The 21,046-nt window shown below is 56.6% G+C and carries 17 protein-coding genes; 5 read left to right on the top strand and 12 right to left on the bottom strand.

Features of this window, described 5'->3' with window-relative positions:
• Positions 1-41: 41 nt before the first annotated feature.
• From CHH75_RS18385 to CHH75_RS18350, 8 genes are all read right to left on the bottom strand, one after another.
• Positions 42-1,571, bottom strand: a complete 1,530-nt coding sequence (locus CHH75_RS18385; protein ID WP_095265042.1) for a solute symporter family protein — start codon at positions 1,569-1,571, stop codon at positions 42-44.
• A gap of 120 nt (positions 1,572-1,691) precedes the next feature.
• The gene (locus tag CHH75_RS18380; RefSeq protein ID WP_255223067.1) at positions 1,692-3,644 is read right to left on the bottom strand and encodes an FAD-dependent oxidoreductase; all 1,953 of its coding nucleotides are present in this window, start codon (positions 3,642-3,644) and stop codon (positions 1,692-1,694) included.
• Between the two features lie 342 nt (positions 3,645-3,986).
• Complete coding sequence (locus tag CHH75_RS18375; RefSeq protein WP_413773637.1) at positions 3,987-5,498, bottom strand: solute symporter family protein; 1,512 nt, start codon at positions 5,496-5,498, stop codon at positions 3,987-3,989.
• Between the two features lie 4 nt (positions 5,499-5,502).
• Positions 5,503-5,808, bottom strand: a complete 306-nt coding sequence (locus CHH75_RS18370; RefSeq protein ID WP_095265045.1) for a DUF485 domain-containing protein — start codon at positions 5,806-5,808, stop codon at positions 5,503-5,505.
• 270 nt (positions 5,809-6,078) lie between these two features.
• Positions 6,079-6,879 carry a LytR/AlgR family response regulator transcription factor gene (locus CHH75_RS18365; protein WP_095398869.1) on the bottom strand — a complete coding sequence of 267 codons (801 nt, stop codon included), beginning with the start codon at positions 6,877-6,879 and terminating at the stop codon, positions 6,079-6,081.
• Positions 6,866-8,632 (bottom strand): LytS/YhcK type 5TM receptor domain-containing protein, encoded by a 1,767-nt coding sequence (locus CHH75_RS18360; protein ID WP_095265047.1) that lies wholly within the window; start codon positions 8,630-8,632, stop codon positions 6,866-6,868. Before CHH75_RS18360 ends, CHH75_RS18365 begins: the two co-directional genes overlap by 14 nt.
• Before the next feature lie 415 nt (positions 8,633-9,047).
• A complete protein-coding gene (locus tag CHH75_RS18355) occupies positions 9,048-9,482 on the bottom strand; it encodes a threonine/serine exporter family protein (protein ID WP_095265048.1) in 435 nt (144 codons plus the stop codon).
• A gap of 24 nt (positions 9,483-9,506) precedes the next feature.
• Complete coding sequence (locus tag CHH75_RS18350) at positions 9,507-10,265, bottom strand: threonine/serine exporter family protein (protein WP_095265049.1); 759 nt, start codon at positions 10,263-10,265, stop codon at positions 9,507-9,509.
• Positions 10,266-10,755: 490 nt separating this feature from the next.
• Between CHH75_RS18350 and serS the strand changes: the two genes are divergently transcribed.
• Both serS and CHH75_RS18340 read left to right on the top strand, forming a co-directional pair.
• Positions 10,756-12,057 carry a serine--tRNA ligase gene (serS, locus tag CHH75_RS18345; RefSeq protein ID WP_095398868.1) on the top strand — a complete coding sequence of 434 codons (1,302 nt, stop codon included), beginning with the start codon at positions 10,756-10,758 and terminating at the stop codon, positions 12,055-12,057.
• Positions 12,058-12,482: 425 nt separating this feature from the next.
• Complete coding sequence (locus CHH75_RS18340; protein ID WP_095265051.1) at positions 12,483-13,535, top strand: LLM class flavin-dependent oxidoreductase; 1,053 nt, start codon at positions 12,483-12,485, stop codon at positions 13,533-13,535.
• A 225-nt stretch (positions 13,536-13,760) separates the two neighbouring features.
• Here CHH75_RS18340 and CHH75_RS18335 read toward each other — a convergent pair whose 3' ends face one another.
• From CHH75_RS18335 to CHH75_RS18320, 4 genes are all read right to left on the bottom strand, one after another.
• Positions 13,761-14,396 (bottom strand): nitrite reductase, encoded by a 636-nt coding sequence (locus CHH75_RS18335; RefSeq protein WP_095265052.1) that lies wholly within the window; start codon positions 14,394-14,396, stop codon positions 13,761-13,763.
• 182 nt (positions 14,397-14,578) lie between these two features.
• Positions 14,579-17,014, bottom strand: coding sequence for a heavy metal translocating P-type ATPase (locus CHH75_RS18330; protein ID WP_095398867.1), 2,436 nt, complete (start codon positions 17,012-17,014; stop codon positions 14,579-14,581).
• 31 nt (positions 17,015-17,045) lie between these two features.
• Positions 17,046-17,246 (bottom strand): cation transporter, encoded by a 201-nt coding sequence (locus CHH75_RS18325; RefSeq protein ID WP_095398866.1) that lies wholly within the window; start codon positions 17,244-17,246, stop codon positions 17,046-17,048.
• 308 nt (positions 17,247-17,554) lie between these two features.
• Complete coding sequence (locus CHH75_RS18320; protein ID WP_095265055.1) at positions 17,555-17,875, bottom strand: metal-sensitive transcriptional regulator; 321 nt, start codon at positions 17,873-17,875, stop codon at positions 17,555-17,557.
• Between the two features lie 312 nt (positions 17,876-18,187).
• Here CHH75_RS18320 and CHH75_RS18315 point away from each other — a divergent pair, with 312 nt between their 5' ends.
• From CHH75_RS18315 to CHH75_RS18305, 3 genes are all read left to right on the top strand, one after another.
• The gene (locus CHH75_RS18315; protein ID WP_095398865.1) at positions 18,188-18,865 is read left to right on the top strand and encodes a GntR family transcriptional regulator; all 678 of its coding nucleotides are present in this window, start codon (positions 18,188-18,190) and stop codon (positions 18,863-18,865) included.
• A gap of 98 nt (positions 18,866-18,963) precedes the next feature.
• A complete protein-coding gene (gene uxuA / locus CHH75_RS18310; protein ID WP_095398864.1) occupies positions 18,964-20,037 on the top strand; it encodes a mannonate dehydratase in 1,074 nt (357 codons plus the stop codon).
• A 12-nt stretch (positions 20,038-20,049) separates the two neighbouring features.
• Positions 20,050-21,036, top strand: a complete 987-nt coding sequence (locus CHH75_RS18305) for an SDR family oxidoreductase (RefSeq protein WP_095398863.1) — start codon at positions 20,050-20,052, stop codon at positions 21,034-21,036.
• Positions 21,037-21,046: the final 10 nt, after the last annotated feature.

Raw genomic sequence — 21,046 nt, 5'->3', positions numbered from 1 at the left:
CCGCTCGTGAACCCCGCTTGATTAGCGGCACTATCCCCGCCTCAAGCCTTCTTTCGGTCAACGGAACCGACATGGGCGATCGTCTGCATCACCTCAAACTGTCCCTTCGAGCTGACTCGCCCCGCCAGCAGCGATCCGATGATACCGCCGGCAAATCCGCTCGGAATCGAGACAATGCCGGGATGCTTGAGCGGAAATATCGCCTCGGCCCGGATCCATCCGGATTCCGGGTCCATGACGTTCGGGCCGAGCGCAATGAAGGCCAGCGATGTTACGAGGCCGCAGGCGATGCTCAGCATGGCGCCAGCCGTATTAAAACGGGGCCAAAACAGCGTGAACAACAGCACCGGCAGATTGGCGGAGGCGGCAACTGCAAAGGCAAACGAGACCAGGAACGCCACGTTGAGCTTTTGCGCACCCAGCGCAAGCACGATGGAGGCCAGCCCGACCGCTATGGCAGACAGTTTGGCAACCCGCATCTGCTGCTTCTCGCTCGCCTGGCCGCCGCGGAATATGCTGCTGTACACATCGTGAGCGAACGCGGATGAGGCGGTTAACACCAGGCCCGAAATGACGGCCAAAATTGTGGCAAAAGCCACCGCCGACACAAACGCCATCAGAAACTCGCCGCCCAGGGCGCTTGCAAGCAGCGGTATCGCCAGCTCCACCCGTTCCGACAATGCCGACCAATCCACAAAGGCGGCTGCCCCGAACCCGAGGAATATGGTCATCGCATAGAAAATGCCGATGGTCAGCGTAGCTGTCTTCACCGACAGCCTGACCGCCAGCGGGTCCCGCACCGTATAGAAACGGGCGATGATATGCGGAAGCCCTGCCGTTCCCAGCACCAGCGCCATATTAAACGACAGCATATCGAGCGGATGATCGAACATGTTCCCGGACTGGAGAAACCGCTCCTTCAGCGGCGTTGCCTCTTGCATGGCTGTGAACAGTCCCGGCAAGTCCCACCGGAACCGGGCCAGTACGATCAGACTAATAATAAAGGTGCTGCTGACGAGTAGAATCGATTTCACAATCTGTACCCAGGATGTGGCCAGCATGCCGCCAAAGGTGACATACACCGTCATCAGAATCCCCACCAGCACAATCGCCCACGAGGTCTCAAGTCCGAACAAGAGATGCACGAGCCAGCCTGCACCGACGAGCTGGGCAATCATATAAAAGACGGTGATCATCAGATTGTTCAGTGCGATCAGCCCGCGCAGCCGCCGCTCCCGGAACCGGACCGCCACCGCATCAGCCATCGTGTACCGGCCCAAATTATGAAGCGGTTCGGCGATCCAATACTGAACGATCACATAGGAGGCCAGAAATCCGATCGAATAAAAGAAGCCGTCAAAGCCATACACCGCAATCGAACCGGCAATGCCGAGAAAGGAGGCTGCACTCATATAGTCGCCAGAGATCGCCAGCCCGTTCTGAAGGCCGTTCAGGCGATTGCCTGCCGCATAGAAATCGTGGGTACTGGTGGTCCTGCCAGCCGCGTAATACGTCATCATCAGCGTGCCGACCACGATCGCCAGAAAAAATACGATGCCGGAAATGTTCACTACAGGCCTCCTTCCTTCGCTTTAATCATGCATCATCGCCTACTATTTTACCGTAAAATGACAAAAAAGGGGGATTCAACTGCTGCTAGGCAGCAGGAATCCCCCTTCCGGGGCTGTTCACTATATCGTGGATGCATCCAGTTCGAGATGCAAATAGCTCTGTGACAGATCATAAATCAGCATAAAGTAATCGCCATTGGTTAGCGATTGCGGATCACTAATCTGACTCAGCGTCTCTTCCGCAATCCAGCCCCTGTCTATCAATTCCGCAAGCGACGTATCCGGTGTCACCTGGTCCCTTCCGAATATGGACGAAGCCAGAATATACGTAGCTGTAGACAGATCGAGCGCCTGCTGTCTTGGATCATCCAGATGGCTCAGCACGCTTGAAGACAAATTCGGGAACAGGTCCGGATACGCGTTCGACAGCTGGGCAACCGCATTGAAGAAGCGCTGCACGTTGGCAGGCGAATCGAGCGCCCAGCCGTCATTCGTATAGTTGCCGGAGGTCAGGTACAAGCTGGCCGCTGCCAGAAGGCCTTTGTAGTTTTTGTGCGTCAAATAGGCCGGTTCCTGCACATGATGCGGGGTGAGATCCATCCCCTGCTTCTCCAGCATCGTGCGCAGCTGACCGATCAACTCCTTGGAATGTGACATTTCCCTGAAGCTGATCTGCTGCTTGGAGGCAAATGCCGCTGCCGCCCCGGCCGCTTCGCCGGTCGCCATGCCGAGCGGAATGACCCGCGCGCTGCCATGCGGGATGGAATCAAAGCTGGCGGAGCGCCCGACGACGAGCAGCCCGTCCACACCTACAGGAACAAGGGTCCGAAATGGCACGCCATAGCGTTCCGGCTTCATCATGATGGTGCCGGTCCTGCCGTCACTCGTGCTTTGAATATCGATCGGATAGGAGCCGTAGGCAATATCGTCCCAGTGCACGCGATTCTCCATAACGTCCGCCAGTTTCAGTCTGTATTCGCCGATAAGATGACGGGATTCCCGGATGTAAAGCTCGGATGCTGTTCCGGCATAAGACAGGCCCGAGAACTCTTCAAACGTAGTCGTCAGGTATTCGGCAATCCGCGGCGCCTCTTCCTGACCGACCCGCAAGCCTTCCGCAACCGATCGCGGATCCAGCGGGTCCACCTGGAACAGCTGCATGCTGTTGATCAGAATGGTTCCGTCGTTCTGACGGCCAATATTCAGCCCCCGCATCTTGACACGATCCGGGCGGGTCGATTCATAATGCCGCGCTTCCGTGTACCCCCAGATGCTCATCCGGTCACCGGAAGTGTCCGGGCCGTGCGTCAGCATCTTGTTCCATGCTTCCTGGGTAACACCACTCAGCTTGATCACCAGCGTTGAAGCCATGAACTGCGTGCCGCCGGACTCGGTATCATTGCGCCCCACCGTGAATCGCGCGCCGGCAGCGGCCGCAATATCCGCATTCTGGGTTGCATCAATGACTGCACCGGCATGGACGGTATGTTCCTGTCCGTCCGGAAGAGTGAGCACGACGCCGGTCACGACTGCCTGATCTCCTGAGCGTTCCACGACAGGCGCCATCGCCTGCAACCCCATCAGCAGGTCAAGGTTCGGCTCCGCAGCAACCATCTGATAGAAGCGGTTGGCCGCTTGTGTCGTATCGAAGGATGACGTATTAAAGTAGGAATACCATTCCTCAAAAATTCCTTTGTTCAATAGTTTGACCGGACGGAGCGTAGCCAGAAAGGAAGGCTGCTCCGGCGAGTAGTTAAAATCAATCGTATTCAGCCCGCCTTCGGTCATCAGACCTCCAAGCATCGTTCGCTGATAGCCATCGACCAGCAGCACACGCTGCCCGTTTCGGCTTGCGGACAACGCCGCAGCAATGCCTTCCGGGTCGGTTCCGACCACAATCGTGTCATAATCGCTGTCAATTTCGGCTGTGGATTGCACCGGAATGAGCGGTTCGGATTTGGCATAATTAATGAACCGGGTCTGGTATTTGTAATACCAGTAGGATCCGAAGGCTGCACATGCCAGGAACAGGATAGCTGCTAATAGCAGCAGGACTTGCTTCTGTCTGCTCATCGTACGCTTGCTAGTTTTCATAATTTTGATGAAGTTCTCCTCTGGTAAGTATGTATGGAAATGGACCAACTGCATGTTGTACAGACGCTCCGTTCCTGATTATAGGATATGACAAATTCCGTCATAAATAAATATGGAATATTCACTACCCTCTTCCTATGTTCGTTGATTTCTGCTTGCAATGACAAAAAAAGGGCGACTTCACTGCTGTAACAGCAGCAGGAGTCCCCCTTTCTATGTCCTTCATCCGCTTTAAGCCATCTAACGTCGGCATCAGGCACAGACACCTGTTTCAGACTCCGGGCTTCAGACTTCGTGCCTGATGCCCTCTTCTGTCCCCGGTTATGCTCCCGTGTTAGCCTTCACCAGCACCTCGGCGTATTTCGCCTCATCCTTGGAGGAGGAGAAGTACGTTCCGAGATATGCCGCCAGGAAGCCGAGCGGAATCGAGACGATGCCCGGATTGGTCATCGGGAAGATCGGAGTTCCTGTCAGAATGGCCTGACCGTTCGGGTCCCAGATGTTCGGGCTGAGCGCAACCAGAACAACGGTGCTGATCAGACCTGTCAGCATGCCTGTAACCGCGCCGGTGGTATTGAATCTTTTCCAGAAGACGGTATACAGAATAACTGGCAGGTTCGCGCTGGCCGCCACGGCAAAAGCAAGCGACACGAGGAAGGCAACGTTCATATTTTGCGCGAACAGCGCCAGCAGAATCGAAAGAATGGATACGCCGATGGAGGCGTAACGCGCCATCTTCAGCTGCTCCTTCTCGGAGGAGGTTCCTTTGCGCACGATCTGACCGTAGAAATCATGGGCAAAGGCCGAGGCTGCCGACAGCACAAGTCCGGTAACAACTGCCAGTATGGTTGCGAAGGCGACTGCCGAGATGAGGGCAAAGAGGAAGTCGCCTCCAAGCGCCTTGGCCAGCAGCGGCGCCGCCATATTGCCTGCGGTATCGACCTGGGTAATGTCAGCCGTCCCGACAAAGGCCGCAGCCCCGAAGCCAAGGAAGATCGTCATCACATAGAACAGGCCGATAATCCAGGTGGCGTAGACGACCGAGCTGCGCGCCGTCTTCGCATCCTTCACCGTAAAGAAGCGGATCAGAATATGAGGCAGACCGGCAGTCCCGAGCACGAGCGCCAGGTTCAGCGACAGCGTCTCCAGCGGTACGTTGTACTTGTTCCCCGGGTGGAGGAAGGCCTCCTGCAGCGGCGTCGCCGTCTTCATATGCTCGAACATGTTCGTGAGGCTAAAGTCAAACTTGGCGAATACGATGATGGAAATAATGAACGTACCAATCATCAGCAGAACCGCCTTCGAGATTTGCACCCAGCTGGTGGCATGCATGCCGCCAAATACGACGTAGATCGTCATGAGCACACCGACAATCAGAACGGACAGCGTGTAATCCAGCCCCAGCAGCAGCTTAATGAGCGCGCCCGCGCCGACAAGCTGTGCGATCATGTAGAAGATGGAGATTGAAATCGTATTGAGCGCAGCTACACCGCGAACTTTCTTATCCGAGAAGCGGGCGGCAATCATGTCCGCCACCGTATATTTCCCGAGATTTCGCAGCGGCTCCGCGACAAGATACAGCACAACCAGATAAGCTACTAGGAAGCCGATGCTGTAGAAGAAGCCATCGAAGCCCACCAGCGCGATGGACCCTGCAATCCCCAGAAAGGACGCTGCCGACATATAATCGCCGGCAATCGCGGTTCCATTCTGCCAGCCTTTCAGGCCGCCGCCTGCCGTATAGAAATCGCTCGTATTCGTTGTCTTCTTGGCGGCATAATACGTGATGATCAGCGTGAGCAGTACGATACCGCAAAATAACGCAATCGCCATACGCTTAAGCCTCCATCTCCTGTTTGATGTCATCCGCAATCCGGTCGAATTGCGAAGCCTTGCGGGTGTACAGAATGCACAGCACCCAAGTCATAATGAACTGGGCGAAGGCAAAGACCCAGGCCCAGGTAATCGGGCCGACTGCCGGATGATTCAAGATGTCCGTGTACGAGGTAAGAATCGGCAGTGCAAAATAAAACAGCATAAAAAATACAGTCATCGGAACTATGAAACGTTTCTTGTGTGTGAGCAGTTTTTTGAATTTGTCGGAATGCCATACTTCCATATAGCTTTTTCCTTTGGTCTCCATTCCATTTCCCCTCCATCCACAGCAGAGTGCGTTTCAATCCAATCAAATTGTAAGCGCTTCAAATTGATTATATACGCGACCTGATTCGCATACTACCGCCTTTGCGCGAAGCGTCGCCATCTCTGCGCGAAATGCCGTGTACCGCGTGTGGACCGCATCGAGCGGCGACGGATGGTGCGAAACAGCACCGGATCACAGGTGATCTCCGCCTGGGAAGGTAGCCCTTCGGGCATCATGCTTCGGGTAGCCAGGACCGCGCCTCCCTAATCACTAGCTCTCACGCAGCAGCCTGAACAAATCCTTGGCTGCTTCTCTGGACAACGGGATGACCGTCCCATCCCCGTCCTTCAACACGAGGTTATAGGCGCCATTCTGCCACGGCAACAGCTCTGCAATCCGGTCTACGTTCACCAGATAGCTGCGATGCGGGCGAAAGAAGGAATAACCCGCAAGCCGCTCCTCCAGCTCCTGAAGCGTATGCTTGCTCTTGATCTTGCGCCCTTCCGCGGTATGAATGACGACGCTTCGCTCCTCCCGCACCGCGTATACAATCGCTTCCGGGTCAACCAGGACATGCTTGCCTCCGTCATCAAGCAGCAGCTTGCCTCGCATGGCGCGGCCCCGGTTCTCCGCAGGGGAAGGCTCCTCTAACCCGGCCTTGCTTCCTGGATCGGACGGCTCTGTTGGCGAAGGAAGCTCTGTAAACAGGCGGGCGCGTACGCGCTCTAATGACTCCCGAAACCTCAGGTGGCTGTACGGCTTCATTAAATAATCAATGGCGTTCAGGCCGAACGCCTCCACTGCATATTCGTCATAGGCTGTCGTGAACACGATCAGCGGCGATGCAGCTGACGCCTTAAGCATCCGGGCAGCCTGAAGGCCTTCAAGCTCCGGCATATGGACATCGAGGAATACGACATCCGGCTTCCACTGCGAAGCCAGCTCCAGCAGCTCCCGGCCGCTCTCGGCATGCGGAAGCAGCTCGATATCCGGTTCCTGCTGCAGCAGGTAGACCAGCTCCTCTCTGGCCAGCCGTTCATCCTCGGCAATCATCGCTCTAATTCGCTTCAAGGTACTGCCCCCCTTCCGATATGCGGATAGGGATGCGGAACGATATCCCGCAGCCGCCTTCCGCCAGATTTTCGATCATGAGCCGGGTCTCCCGGCCGAACAAACTCATCAGCCGCTGATTGATATTGTAAATGCCGATACCGCTCCCCCCGGCCTCGTGAAGCGGCCGTTCCCCGAGTCGCTCCAGCACGGCCGGCGCGATGCCGCAGCCGTTATCCTCCAGCCGGATGACGGCCATGTCGCCGTCACGATATACCGAGAGCCTGATAATGCCGCCTCTGGCCGTGTGGCGGAATCCATGCTTGATGCTGTTCTCCACCAGCATCTGAAGTGTCGCTGGCGGAATATGAAGGTCCATCAGATCCGGTTCAAGCTCGCTATGGAATGCGAATCGGTGCTCAAAGCGGATCTGGATAATATCCAGGTAGGCGCCCAGAAGCTCCATCTCCTCGCGGATGGTTGTTCTGCGGGATGCCATAACCTTCCCATTCAGCCGCATGAAGGCGCCCAGCTGCATCGTCGCGTGTCTGGCGAGCTGCGGGTCTGTTCGGATCAGCGAATGAATCGCATTGAGGGTGTTGTACAGAAAATGCGGATGAATCTGCGCCTGCAGAAGCTTCAGCTCGGCCTCTTTCATGAGCTTGGCCATGTTCTCGTGGGAAGTTGCGCCCAGCTGATAGGAGATCAGCTGCCCGAGCCCCCTGGCCATGGCCAGCTCGACGCGTCCGATGTCCTGCGGCCGCTTGAAATACAGCTGGATCACGCCGACGATTCTCGCACCTTCCATCATCGGCACGAGAATGGCCGCCCCGAGCGAGGGATGACGGGGCTGAATATCCTCTTCATGCTCCACCACCTGCAGCACGCCGGTGGAGATGACCTGCCGGGCCGGCAGGGACGCTATCGGCTCCCCCGGATCAATCGTCCGGCTCGCCGCTCCGGCATGGGCCAGGAACCGCTCCGTATCGGTGACAGCGACCGCCGTCGTCTTCAGCTCCCGCAGCAGCAGATCGGCGACCGCCTGAGCCGTCCGGTAGGTCAGCCCCTGCTTCAGATGGGGGAGCGCAGCTTCGGCAATATGCAGCGCCTTCTCCGTCTCGTAGGCTGCTGCCCGCTCTTCCTCCGCCAGCGCCACCCGCAGCATCGTCGTGAAGATCGCGATCGCGATGCTGCCTGTCAGCACCATCGGCAGACCGATCAGATCGACCAGTTCAATCGCCTGGGCGGCATCATCCGCGCATATCAGAATGACCCCCATGTACAGCACCTCCGCAAACATGCCAACGAACAGTGCCTTGGCCGGGGAGACAACCCGCTCCTGCGAGAAGAACCGGGCGACGCCACCGGCTAGGATGCCCGTCAGCGGCGCTGCGATCAAGCCTGCGAGCCCGGTGTAGCCGCCCATGTAGAACAGATGCGCCCCGGCCAGTAGGCCGCCGCCAAAGCCGACGCGCGGGCCGCCAATCAATCCCCCGATCACCACGCCGACCAGCGCGGCATGCGCCAGCGCCTGATCCGGCTGAAGCGGGAGCAGCCAGAAGGAGGAGCTGATCTCCTTCCCCTCCACTACGACCCCGGCATAGGTGCCAAGAATGCCAAACAGCCCGAACAGAAAAGCGTTCAACAGCGTCTGCAATCCGGAGATTTCCCGCCGGTCCAGCAGCTGACGAAACAGCGGGATTCTCGTCAATATAAAGGTCAGGATGAGCAGCATGCCCATCCGCTCGAACAGATGCAGCGCCAGCTCCTGCATGGATCATCCCTCTTCCTGATCTGGAGTGGAATACAGCCATCGCCTGAATGATGTCGCTTTGCGTAGTTACAGCTTTTTTATATACTCCGAAGCTTGTTGAATGCGGTTACACAACACTTTAAATTACAGATCATTCAGTGCAAGTAGATTATAAGGCACAGCTCCTGATTCAGACAATAAAAAGGAATAATATGAATTCACTGGCAATTATAATGACACCTGACAGGGCATGGGTGGAAGCGTGGATGCGCTATCCCTTTTTCTCATAACTACAGACCTCTTTCCTGTGATAGGGAAATGTAAGTCGAAGCTCGCAAGCCCCGTCCAACGCGAAAAAACCGCATCCCGGCCGTGCAGCCGACATACGGTAAGCTGATGATATCCTATGGACCGAGCTTCCATTCCCGGATTCTCCTCAACGGGTCACCAGCTTCCTCAGAACCTGATTGATCACTTCCGAGAGCAGCAGCCCGAGCGCGATTGCGCCGGAGATCATGAACGCCTGCAGCCCGAGCTGCACCGCCTGGTCGAACTGGTTCTCCGCCACGTTGCGAAGCGCATTGTAGGCCAGCCCCCCCGGCACCAGCGGAATGATGCCCGATACGCTGAATACGATGATGGGGGTCTTATATTTTTTCGCAAAAAAGTGACTGATCATCGTCACGCAGAAGGCCGCCACAACAGTCGCAGGAATCGGATTGACCATCATCTCCTGCAGCCAAATGTATAGAATCCAGCCCACCATGCCTGCAAAGCCGCATTGCAGCAGCGCTTTTCTCGGGGCGTTAAAGATCATCCCGAAGGCCGCGGAAGCGATAAAACTCGTCACGAGGTGCTCCACATACATCATTGCCGCTCTTGCTCCCTTCCTCATTCAATAAAATGACAGCGTAAAGGCGATGCCTGCCCCGATGGCAAAGGAAGTGACAAACGCCTCCGCTCCCTTGGACAAGCCGGATATAAGATGCCCCGCCATTAAATCCCGAATCGCGTTGGTAATGAGCAGACCCGGCACCAGCGGCATGACCGAGCTGATAATGATCGTATCCAGCTGCTGCCCGAATCCGTATTTGACCATCGACACAGATGCGATGCCAATGACAAGCGCCCCGGAAAACTCGGCAAAAAACCGAACCGGGATCACGCGATGCATATATACAAAGCAGGTGAAGCCGAGTCCTCCGGCAATCGCCGAGGGGATAAAGTCCGGCCACACCCCGCGGAACATGAGCAAAAAACAGCCGCTTGCCAGAGCCGCGACAAGAATGAGAAGCCAGGAGGGATATAGCGCCTCCTCCCGTTCAATCTGCTGCAGCTTCCGGTAAGCCTCCTCGATGGTCAGCTCCCCCATGCTGATGCTTCGGGATACGGTGTTCACCTGCTCGATTTTATACAGGTTGGTTGTCCGGTCCGAGATCCGGATCAGCCGGGTGATATGCTGAGGCTCCTCCACCGAGAAAATAATGCCCGTTGGCGTCATATAGCTGTGGCTGTTCTCCACGCCAAAAGACGCGGCGATCCGCATCATCGTGTCTTCGACCCGATACGTTTCCGCCCCGCTCTGCAGCATGATTTTGCCTGCCAGCAGACATATCTTGATAATCTCATGCTCCCGCTTTAATGAATCGATCAACGCCAGTCCTCCTGATGCATGAATGCTGTTTTCAAACCTCTTTCATTATAGTACAGTATGACCGTTTCCTGAAAGGAATAGCTTCCGCGCTGTCGCGGTCTTGGCCGAGTGGGCTGGCGCTGCCCGGAAGGTTGCGATCTGATCATGAAAAAATGCGCCCTGCCACTTGAATATATCCCGCCGTTTGCGGTATACTGTACAACAATATCAACATCAGACCGATGAAGAGCATCCAACTCAGAGGTGTTTTCGCCAAGGGGAGTAGATCTGCGTGATGTGATCTGCACGAAGTAAGCCGAGCTATGATCCCCCTAAGTTAACCGGGTCCGCCCGTTACCGCGGATTCAAAGTGGATTGAACAAGGCCCGTCAGCAGATTGACCGGGAGAGCGTTCAATCAATTTGGGTGGCACCGCGAGCGCAACAAGCGTCCCTCGTCCCATACGGACAAGGACGCTTTTTTATTTTCATGAATAAGGAGTGGATCGTCGATGTTGGATATGAAATCGATTCGGGAAAGTGAGCAATATCAGAGACGGGTTCAGCTGGCCGCTGACCACAAAGGCATCAAATTATCGGTCGCGGAGCTGCTGGATCTGGACAACGACAGACGCAGGCGGCTCCAGGAGGTCGAACAGCTGCGCCAGCGGCGAAACGCAGGATCGCAGGAGATCAGTCTGCTCATGCAGCAGGGAGCGAAGGATCAGGCTGAGCTGAAGAAGCAGGAAATCAAACACATCAACCTTGTGCTCGGCGAACAGGAGCAGAAGCTCCGGGAGGTGGAGGCCCGCTTCAACGAAAGGCTGGCCCTCGTTCCGAATATCGTCTCGCCGGATACCCCTGTTGGGGCGTCGGATCAGGATAACGTGGAGGTGCGCCGCATCGGCGAGCCCGCCGTGTATCCATTCCCCATGAGGGACCATGTCGAGCTCGGTGAACTTCACGGGATGATGGATATCGGGCGCGGCGTCAAAACCGCAGGGTCGCGCGGGTATTATCTGAAGGGAGCCGGCGTGCTCCTGCACCGGGCGGTTCAGCAGCTGGCGCTGGATAGGCTGATGCACAAAGGCTTCATGCTGCTCGATGTGCCGTTGATGGTGCGAACAGCCGCCATGGAGAACACGGCCTTCTTCCCGCTGGGACAGGATCAGGCGTTTGCCATCGCAGACGAAGACCGCTGGCTTGTCGGCACATCGGAGGTGCCGCTGGTCAATTTCTACAGCGGGGAGATTGTTGATGTGAGCGAGCCGCTCCGCCTGGCAGCCGCTTCGCTATGCTTCCGGAGCGAGGTTGGCTCGGCGGGAAGAGATGTAAGCGGGCTGTACCGCGTGCATCAGTTTGCCAAGGTGGAGCAGGTGATCCTGTGCGAAGCGGACGAAGAGGTTTCGGAGCGGCTGCTGCAGGAGATTACCGCCAATGCCGAGGAGCTGCTGCAGCTGCTTGAGCTGCCTTACCGCGTCGTGGCGGTCTGCACTGGCGATATGTCGCAGAAAACCTACAAGCAGTACGACATCGAAACGTGGATGCCAAGCCGCCAGGCCTATGGCGAGACCCATTCGTCCTCGAATCTGCTCGACTTCCAGGCTCGCCGCTCGAACATTCGCTACCTCGATAGCGATGGCCAGCTGCGCTATTGCCATACGCTGAACAATACGGCGGTTGCCTCGCCGCGCATTCTGATCCCGCTGCTGGAGAATCATCAGCGGGAAGACGGGTCGATTTATATCCCGCAAGCGCTGCGTCCCTATATGAACGGAATAAAGGAGCTGACAATACAGCATCATAACGACTGACATTTAGGTATCACAGAGTATACTGTCAACCCGATATCACGATCCATCGGCCTTCTGGGTGCTGCTATCCCCTGTTTTCTAAGTCAGGTTCCTGAATAAGGGCTGTTCTTTCATTTGTTCCTGTGAAAAAGTAAGGATATAATAGCGATACAGTGGGCTCTGCGCTTTCTGCTTCTACTGGAGCCAATACGCTGCATGGCCCTCCTGTTTCGCCAATCGCGGCCAAACCGCGGCGTTGGCGACGCTGTATGTTTCTATAGCTTGGTCTGCTCGAGCAACAACTGGCCACCCATGCCAGTCAGATGAGCGCCAGGCTGCTATAGCACTTGAACAGTCCGCTTTCATTCCACTGCAGGACGGTGAATGACGGAACGGTATGGATACATTGATGTCCGCCCACTTTATGATTAAGGAGGCATATCCTAATGTCAGAACCCGAACAACAGCAGCACACCGCTCGTCCCAAACAGCTTGGCGACGTTCCGATCTCCATCCTGGACCTTGCATCCATCACAACGGGAAGCACCGCAGCGGTCTCGCTAAGACATACACTCGACCTGGCCCAGCATGCGGAGAAATGGGGCTACCACCGCTACTGGCTGGCCGAGCATCACAATATGCCAGGCGTAGCCAGCTCCGCCACATCGGTGGTCATCGGCTATGTGGCCGGCGGAACCAGCACCATCCGCGTCGGATCAGGCGGCATCATGCTGCCTAACCATGCTCCGCTGGTTATTGCCGAGCAGTTCGGCACACTCGAATCTCTATATCCGGGCCGCATCGACCTCGGTCTTGGCCGCGCGCCGGGATCAGATCAGTTGACCGCCCGTGCGCTGCGCCGCGGTCCTGGCAGCGACGGACAGGACTTCCCCGATCGCCTGGGCGAGCTGCGCACCTACTTCAACCCGATATCCGGCTCTTCCATGCGGGTAAGAGCGATTCCGGGTGAAGGACTCCACATTCCGATCTGGCTGCTTGGCTCCAGCGGCTTCAGCGCCCAGCTCGCTGCACAGCTGGGTCTGCCGTTTGCGTTTGCCAGCCACTTTGCACCGGATTTCCTGCTGCAGGCTTTGGATTTGTACCGCAGCTATTTCCGCCCATCCGAGGAGCTGGCGAATCCGCATGCCATGATCGGCGTTAACGTCATCTGTGCTGATACGGATGAGGAAGCTGAGCGTCTGGCAACCTCAGCTTACCAACAGTTCCTGAATATTATTCGCGGGCGCACCGGTCAGCTGCAGCCTCCGGTCGACAATATGGAGGAACTGTGGTCGATACAGGAGCGGGCCATTGTGAAAGGGCAGCTCAGCTTCTCTGCCATCGGCAGTCCGAAGACCGTGCGCGCCCAGCTCGAGCAGTTCCAGCAAATGACGAATGCCGATGAGATTATCGTGGCCTCGGCAATCTATGATCACGATGCCCGCCTGCGCTCCTATGAGCTGCTTGCTGACATTACGGGGATTAAACCCCAGGCATAAACGTAAACCCAAGCGATAGCCCCGGTCCAGCACACCGCATATGGCGGATTCAGCTGCTGTCTTGCAGATAGCCGGGGCGTCCACCGTTCCAACAGCCAAAAAGAGCGATCTGTCCTGCGGCATCTAGCCGCCACAACAGATCGCTCTTTTCGTACTTCACAGCTGCCAATAAGCTCGTCCTATACAGGAGTGATGACAGGGCGAGAAGAATCTATAGCCTCGCAGTTAAACGGCCTCCAGTTCGGCCTGCGTCAGCTCGCGCAGCTTCTCCACCGTCATCCGCTCCACAAAACGGGAATACTTCTCCTTCTTCTTGCCGGCTTCCTGATATACCGAGATCAGCCGCCGAATGACAGGAACCAGCTGCCGGGAGGATAGCCCGGAATGCAGCTGCTTGGCAATACCGGCCTTGAGCCCACGCGGTTCACCGCCGACATAGATGTCATAACCCTCCCGAATCTTCACGACGGCAATATCCTTAAGCAAAGGTTCGCTTGTCCCGAGCCCGCATCCGGCGTACCCAATCTTGAGCGGATTCGGTACGGGATGATCTGCGATGGCCTCATCCAGCATCAGGGCAACATCCAGTCCGGAATCCTCAGCCCCTCGGCAAAAGTTGCAGGTGATCAGACTTTTGGATACAAAGCCTGCCGGATGAATTTGCAGCCCCGTCTCCTTAAGCTGCACCTCCACCTCCTCGATCCGTTCTTCGTCCATCTCCACGTACAGCTGCTTAAATGTGGTCAGCTCGATGCGGGCGTTCTCTCCCACAATGGAGCCCAGCACGGCCAGCTGCTCCGGCTTGAACAGCGTTCCGCCGACCTCAAATCCCGGCGTTACCGCAAATTTTCGCATAGCCACTTCTTCTCACTCCCATTTCAACGTTCAAGCTTGCCCCATTCTGTATTCCGGCCAAATGATTATCCCCCGGACCACTTGCCTTAACCGTCAGCGCCTTCGGCTTCTCATGACTCTCCTACCATCCGCTTTCAGGCCACCCCGCTTGTTCCGGGCGGTGCGATACGTTCATACGAAGGTGTGCATTATACCTTCATTCGCTGCAGGCGGAGCGCATTCAGCACCACCGATACGGAGCTTAGTGCCATCGCCGCCCCGGCAACCCAGGGTGCAAGAAGCCCGATGGCGGCAATCGGGATGCCGAGCGAGTTGTAGGCCAGCGCCCAGAACAGGTTCTGCCGGATATTGCCCATCGTCCGGCGGCTCATATAGATGGCATCCGGAATGCTGCCCAGATCGCCCTTCATCAAGGTGACGTCTGCCGCCTCCATGGCGACATCCGTGCCTGTGCCAATCGCCATGCCGATATCGGCCACTGCAAGCGCCGGAGCATCGTTGATGCCGTCGCCGACCATCGCCACCTTCCGGCCTTGCTGCTGCAGCTTTTTCACCTCATCCGCCTTGCCTTCGGGAAGAACCTCTGCCCGCACCTGATCGATTCCGGCCTGTGCAGCAATCGCCTGAGCGGTGCGTTCATTGTCGCCGGTAATCATGATGACCTCGATCCCCATCTGCTTCAAGCGCGCCACCGCCGCCTGCGATGTCTCCTTGATCGTATCGGCCACTGCAACCAGTCCGGCATATTTGCCATCGACAGCCACCAGCATGGCCGTTTTGCCCGCTGACTCCAGCTCGGACATGCGGCCCAGCGCGGGTTCCACGGAGACATGCTTCGCGGCCATCAGCCTTCTTGTTCCGGCCAGCACCTCTCTCCCGTCGACGACCGCACGGATGCCGTGACCCGGAATCGCTTCAAATTGCTCTGCTTGCGGCAGCTGCACCCCCGCGGCCTCAACTCCGGCCACGATCGCCTCGGCAAGCGGATGCTCCGAGCCTTTCTCCGCAGCCCCTGTCAAACGGAGGAATGCCAACTCCTCCATGCCGTATGGCTCCACGTCGGTCAGCTCCGGAGTTCCTTTCGTCACCGTTCCCGTTTTGTCCAGAATGACGGTATCGATCTTATGCGTCGCCTCCAGATGCTCGCCGCCCTTGAACAACACACCGAATTCGGCGGCCCGGCCGGAGCCGGCCATGATCGAGGTCGGTGTGGCCAGGCCCAGCGCACAAGGGCACGCAATCACGAGAATGGCAATCGCGATCTCCAGCGCGTGGGCAAAGTCGCCCGGCGCAGCCCAGAAATACCATACGATAAAGGCAAGCACGGCAATGCCGACAACAATCGGTACGAAGATGCCCGAGATCACGTCCGCGATCCGCTGAATCGGCGCTTTAGAGCCTTGGGCCTCCTCCACCACCTTGATAATTTGAGCCAGGGCGGTCTCTTTGCCAATCTTGGTGGCCGTAAACGTCAGTCGCCCATTCTTGTTCATGGTCGCCCCGATCACCGTGTCCCCGGCTTTCTTCTCCACCGGTATGCTTTCACCTGTCAGCATGGACTCATCCACAGCCGACATGCCGTCCACGACCCGGCCGTCCACCGGAATTTTCTCGCCGGGCTTCACGATGACCGTATCGCCAACCAGCACCTGTTCCACCGGAATCGTCATTTCCTGGCCGTCCCGGACGACCAGCGCCGTCTTCGCTTGAAGCCCCATCAACGCTTTAATCGCTTCCGAGGTCCGTCCCTTCGCCAGCGATTCAAACAGCTTGCCCAGAATGACCAGCGTGATCAGGATGGCACTTGTCTCGTAGTACATCGCCGGCCCATGATGGGCTGAAGCGCCCGCCATTGCCCAATCCAGCGTCAAATACAGACTGTAGAAATACGCCGCCGATGTCCCGAGCGCGATCAGCACATCCATATTGGCGCTAAGGTTCCGAAGCGCCTTATAGGCGCCGACGTAAAACTGCTTGCCGATATAGAACTGGACCGGAGTGGCCAGCGCCAGCTGGAACCATGGATTCATGAACAAGTCCGGCATCCAGATCCAGGAGGTGAAGGAGAAATGCGCAACCATCGCCCATAGCAGCGGCAGCGACAGCACGGCAGACAGAATGAACTTCCGCTTCTGCATAGTAATCGCCTGCTCCCGGTGATCCTGCCGCCCTTCAGCCTCCTGCTTCGGCACGGCCTGATAGCCGAGCTTCTCCACACGCTGCTGGATATCCTGGAGTGACACCTCCGCCGGATTATATTCCACCCGAGCCGTCTCCATGGCATAATTGACGGTGGCCTCCTGCACGCCCGGCATCCGGTTGACCACCTTCTCGATCTTCACGGCGCAGGCTGCGCAGTACATGCCTGCCAGCTGCAGATCCGCCGTTTCCTTGGCAGTGCCGTACCCGAGCTTCTCGATCTTCTCTTCCATCTGCTGTACCGTCACAACCCCCGGATCATATACGACCGCTGCTTTCTCCAAGGCAAAATTAACGCTGGCCTCCTGCACCCCTTCCATACGGGAGAGCCCTTTCTCAATCCGGTTCGCACAAGCGGCACAAGTCATGCCGGTAAGCTGCAGCGATGTCTTCTTATAATCCTTGTCGGCTGCATCTGTTCCCATGCCGATTCACCCCATTTCTTCGCTGTTGTCGTTAACGCACGGTATAGCCTTGCTCCTCGATAACGTTCTTGATCGTATCCAGATTGATCTTATCCGGGTCATATTGTATGGAGACCGTCCCTGTCGCCAAATCAACCGTGCCTTGTACCTGGTTTGCCTTCAACGCGCCCTCAACCGAGCTCACACAATGGCTGCACGACATGCCCACTACCCTGATTGTTGCCTGTTCCACCGTCAATCCCTCCTCTTTTTCTAATTTTGTTGTTGAATTTAGAATACCCCCCTACCCTATATTTCGTCAATGAATTTTTCATACTTGGGCTGAAAACAACGATGCCCGCTGCTACAGACCAAGAAATAACCTCCAATCACCACCGTACGCTGCCGGGACGTTTCTAGCCCAATCTCAAGTCCGCCCATATGCGGACTTGAAGGAATCCATCCTGTGCTGCCGGTTCTGTGTTCCTTCCCATGCGCTGAACGAAGGCTGCCCACAGAACCGGCTTCAGCCCGCGCGGCAGGCTGGAAGCCAGCCTTTGTTTATTTCATCAATTTGTTCATCGTCGTTAACAGTTCTGTGATGACTTCCTCGTCACCCTCCTGCAGCCGCTCTACCACACAGCTTTTCATATGGTGCTCCAGCAGCAGCTTGCTGACCCCGTTCAAGGCCGACTGTATGGAGGAAATCTGGTTCAGAACATCGTCACAATACGTATCCTTCTCGATCAGGCCCTTCACACCGCGAATCTGGCCTTCAATCCGGTTCAATCTGCTGATCAGATTGTTCTTCGTCTTCTCGGAATGGTGACTCTTCCGCTCACTTGTTACCGCGCACTCATGTGTATGGCTCTCTGTTGACATTCCCTTTCCCCCTTGGTCCTTGGCTTGGCATCGGCCTCGATTATCAATTCAGCAGCACAACAACCGATGATGCCGTCCCGTTCTTGTTATCTCTAGTATATCATATAGCCCCCCACCCTATAAGAGTGGATCGCCATCATTTTTTGTCATTTGTTCCGTTGTCATTGGTTCCCTTCTCAATGGCCAAATTCATTCGATATGCTTCAGATCACGCAGTATTCATTCCCTCCTCGGAATGTAAAACGCTTTAAAATTTTTGTTCCATACTACCATACAAGTATGGTAGTATGGAACAAAATAGGAGGTGATGTCATGGTTGAATCCTGGCGGTCACAACCGGGCTCAGCGGGGAACAACGTCTATTCCCGTCTCAAGCAGCAAATTGTCAGCTTGGAGCTGCCTCCCGGAACCGCTTTATCCGAGAAGGAGGTTTCGCTTGCCTTCGAAGTTAGCCGCACGCCGGTTCGGGAGAGCTTCGTTCGGCTCGCCCAGGAAGATCTCGTCGTCGTCCTTCCGCAGCGGGGCACGCGAGTGTCGCTCATTGACCCGGACCTGGTAGAGGAAGCCCGGTTCATGCGCGAGCAGCTCGAGAAGGCCGTCGTTCGGCTCGCCTGCGCCGAGTTCCCGGCGGAACGATTGGCCGAGCTGGATGCCAATCTGTCCGCTCAGAAGCATAGCATCGAGAAGCATGACGGCCGTGAAATGTTCGAGCTTGATGAGGCTTTTCACCGGATTCTATTCGAGGGGTGCCGCAAGCAGGGAACGTGGAGCGTGCTGCAGCAGATGAATGCCCATCTGAACCGGAGCCGGATGCTGTGGTTGTCCACCGATCCGCACTGGGGTCAGCTGTATGAACAGCACCGTGAAATTACGGAGGCTATCCGGCGGCAGGATGCCGATACGGCCGAACAGGTGATGCAGCATCATCTCAGCCTCATAATCTCTAATCTGACCGTGCTTCGAGAGAAGCATCCCGATTATTTTAAATGACGTATTTTGAATTGCCTTCCGGAAACAAGGAAGATATATAATCTTTACTTAACTTCAGGCTGTATACATCTTTATCCTGTTAAAGGCGGTGGACAATTTTGCGTATGGTATTCAGATGGTTCGGCGAGGGCAACGATACTGTCACGCTGGATCAGATCAGACAAATCCCCGGGGTAGAAGGCATTGTATGGGCGCTTCATGACATACCGGCCGGGGAAGAATGGCCGCTGGCACGCATCGAGGAGGTTCGGGATCAAGCCAAGCGCTACGGACTTCATATCGAGGTTGTGGAAAGCGTCAATGTGCATGAGGACATCAAGCTCGGGCTTCCGTCACGGGACCAGTACATCGAGAATTACATCCGTACGATCGAGAAGCTGGCCAAGGTCGGCGTCAAGGTCATCTGCTACAATTTCATGCCTGTATTTGACTGGGCGCGCACCGAGCTGTTCAAAGAAATGGAGGATGGATCAACCGCCCTCTTCTTCGAAAAATCCAGAATCGACGGCATTGACCCGATGGACCTCGTCCGAAACATCAGCGAGAACAGCGCGCTGACGATGCCGGGCTGGGAGCCCGAGCGGCTGATGCATCTCACCTCCCTGTTCGAGGCCTATCGCGGCGTAACCGCCGACGATCTGTGGCGCAATCTGGACTATTTTCTACAGGCCGTCATTCCGGTTGCGGAGCAAAACGGCATCCGCATGGCGATTCATCCGGATGATCCGCCTTGGTCGATCTTCGGGCTGCCCCGCATCATTACGGGACAAGAGAATCTCCGCAGATTTCTGAGCCTGTACGATAGCCCGGCCAACAGCATCACCCTGTGCAGCGGCTCCCTCGGAGCCAATCCGGACAATGACATCATCTCCATGATTCATGAATTCCATGACCGCATCCCGTTCACGCATATCCGGAATGTGCGCGTGTATGAGAACGGCGACTTCATTGAAACCTCTCATCGGACACAGGACGGAACCGTCGATATTTCCGGCATCGTCAGGGCGTATCATGAGAACGGCTTTTCCGGCTATTGCAGACCGGATCACGGACGCCATCTGTGGGGCGAAAAGTGCAGACCAGGCTACGGCCTGTATGACCGTGCCCTCGGCATCATGTACTTGTGGGGCCTGTGGGACGCCTACCGCAGGAATGAATCCGCTGTGAAATAAGGAGGAATCACAATGAGTTTGCATGAACAAACATCAGGTCCGGCCCATCACGCAGATGACGGGCGCGAACCTTCCGCAGGAGCGCACCCTGTCAGCCCAGATCAGGGAGGCGCAGGCAGCCATGCCGGCCTTGCTGAGCAGGAGGCTCCCGCTCTCCCGCTGCACCCGTCGCTAGCCGGCAAAACCGCCGTCATTACCGGCGGCTCCGGCGTCTTATGCCGTGCGATGGCGCTTGAACTGGGGCGGCAGGGTGTGAGCGTCGCGGTGCTGAATCGCACCGTAGAGAAAGGCCAGCAGGTCGCCGATGAGATCAAGACCGCTGGCGGCAAAGCGATTGCGGTCGCTTGTGATGTCACCGATGTGAACAGCGTCCGGCAGGCGCAGGCCGCGGTTCTCGAGGCCTTCGGCCCCTGCGACATTCTGATCAACGGAGCTGGCGGCAACCGCAAGGATGCCAACACCACCCATGAGATTTTCCGGCCGGAGGATATGGGGCAGCCGGATGTCACCACCTTTTTCGGACTGAGCATTTCCGGGTTCCGCGACGTGTTCGACCTGAATTTTATCGGCACGATGATCCCGACCCAGATATTTGCCGAAAGCATGGTGGACCGCCCGGGAGCAGTCGTCCTGAACATCTCCTCCATGAGCGCGCCAAGCCCGATGACCAAGGTTCCGGCCTACAGCGCAGCCAAAGCAGCGATCAACAACTTCACACAGTGGCTCGCTGTTCATCTGGCGGAATCCGGCATTCGCGTCAATGCGATCGCACCGGGATTTTTCCTGACCGAGCAGAACCGCGACCTGCTTCTTCAGCCGGACGGATCACTGACAGACCGCTCCCGCAAAATCATCACCCACACCCCGATGAGACGGTTCGGTGTTCCCACCGATCTGCTCGGCACGCTGCTGTGGCTGGTCGATAACGATACGTCCGGCTTTGTGACCGGCACGGTCATTCCGGTTGATGGCGGTTTCATGGCCTATTCGGGGGTATAGCGCTAGAGCT

Source organism: Paenibacillus sp. 7541 (assembly GCF_002276395.1).
GTDB classification, from domain to species: Bacteria; Bacillota; Bacilli; order Paenibacillales; family Paenibacillaceae; genus Paenibacillus_AQ; species Paenibacillus_AQ campinasensis.
Note: the sequence above shows the minus strand (reverse complement) of the source record. Positions and strands in the feature narration are given on the sequence as shown.

Excerpts from the sequence above, each read along its gene's own strand:
- CHH75_RS18315 (WP_095398865.1), top strand. The coding sequence starts at position 18,188 with ATGGTTGAATCCTGGCGGTCACAACCGGGCTCAGCGGGGAACAACGTC.
- CHH75_RS18380 (WP_255223067.1), bottom strand. The coding sequence starts at position 3,644 with ATGAGCAGACAGAAGCAAGTCCTGCTGCTATTAGCAGCTATCCTGTTC.
- CHH75_RS18340 (WP_095265051.1), top strand. The coding sequence starts at position 12,483 with ATGTCAGAACCCGAACAACAGCAGCACACCGCTCGTCCCAAACAGCTT.
- CHH75_RS18330 (WP_095398867.1), bottom strand. The coding sequence starts at position 17,014 with ATGGGAACAGATGCAGCCGACAAGGATTATAAGAAGACATCGCTGCAG.
- CHH75_RS18370 (WP_095265045.1), bottom strand. The coding sequence starts at position 5,808 with ATGGAGACCAAAGGAAAAAGCTATATGGAAGTATGGCATTCCGACAAA.
- CHH75_RS18305 (WP_095398863.1), top strand. The coding sequence starts at position 20,050 with ATGAGTTTGCATGAACAAACATCAGGTCCGGCCCATCACGCAGATGAC.
- serS (WP_095398868.1), top strand. The coding sequence starts at position 10,756 with ATGTTGGATATGAAATCGATTCGGGAAAGTGAGCAATATCAGAGACGG.
- CHH75_RS18360 (WP_095265047.1), bottom strand. The coding sequence starts at position 8,632 with ATGCAGGAGCTGGCGCTGCATCTGTTCGAGCGGATGGGCATGCTGCTC.
- CHH75_RS18355 (WP_095265048.1), bottom strand. The coding sequence starts at position 9,482 with ATGATGTATGTGGAGCACCTCGTGACGAGTTTTATCGCTTCCGCGGCC.
- CHH75_RS18375 (WP_413773637.1), bottom strand. The coding sequence starts at position 5,498 with ATGGCGATTGCGTTATTTTGCGGTATCGTACTGCTCACGCTGATCATC.
- CHH75_RS18320 (WP_095265055.1), bottom strand. The coding sequence starts at position 17,875 with ATGTCAACAGAGAGCCATACACATGAGTGCGCGGTAACAAGTGAGCGG.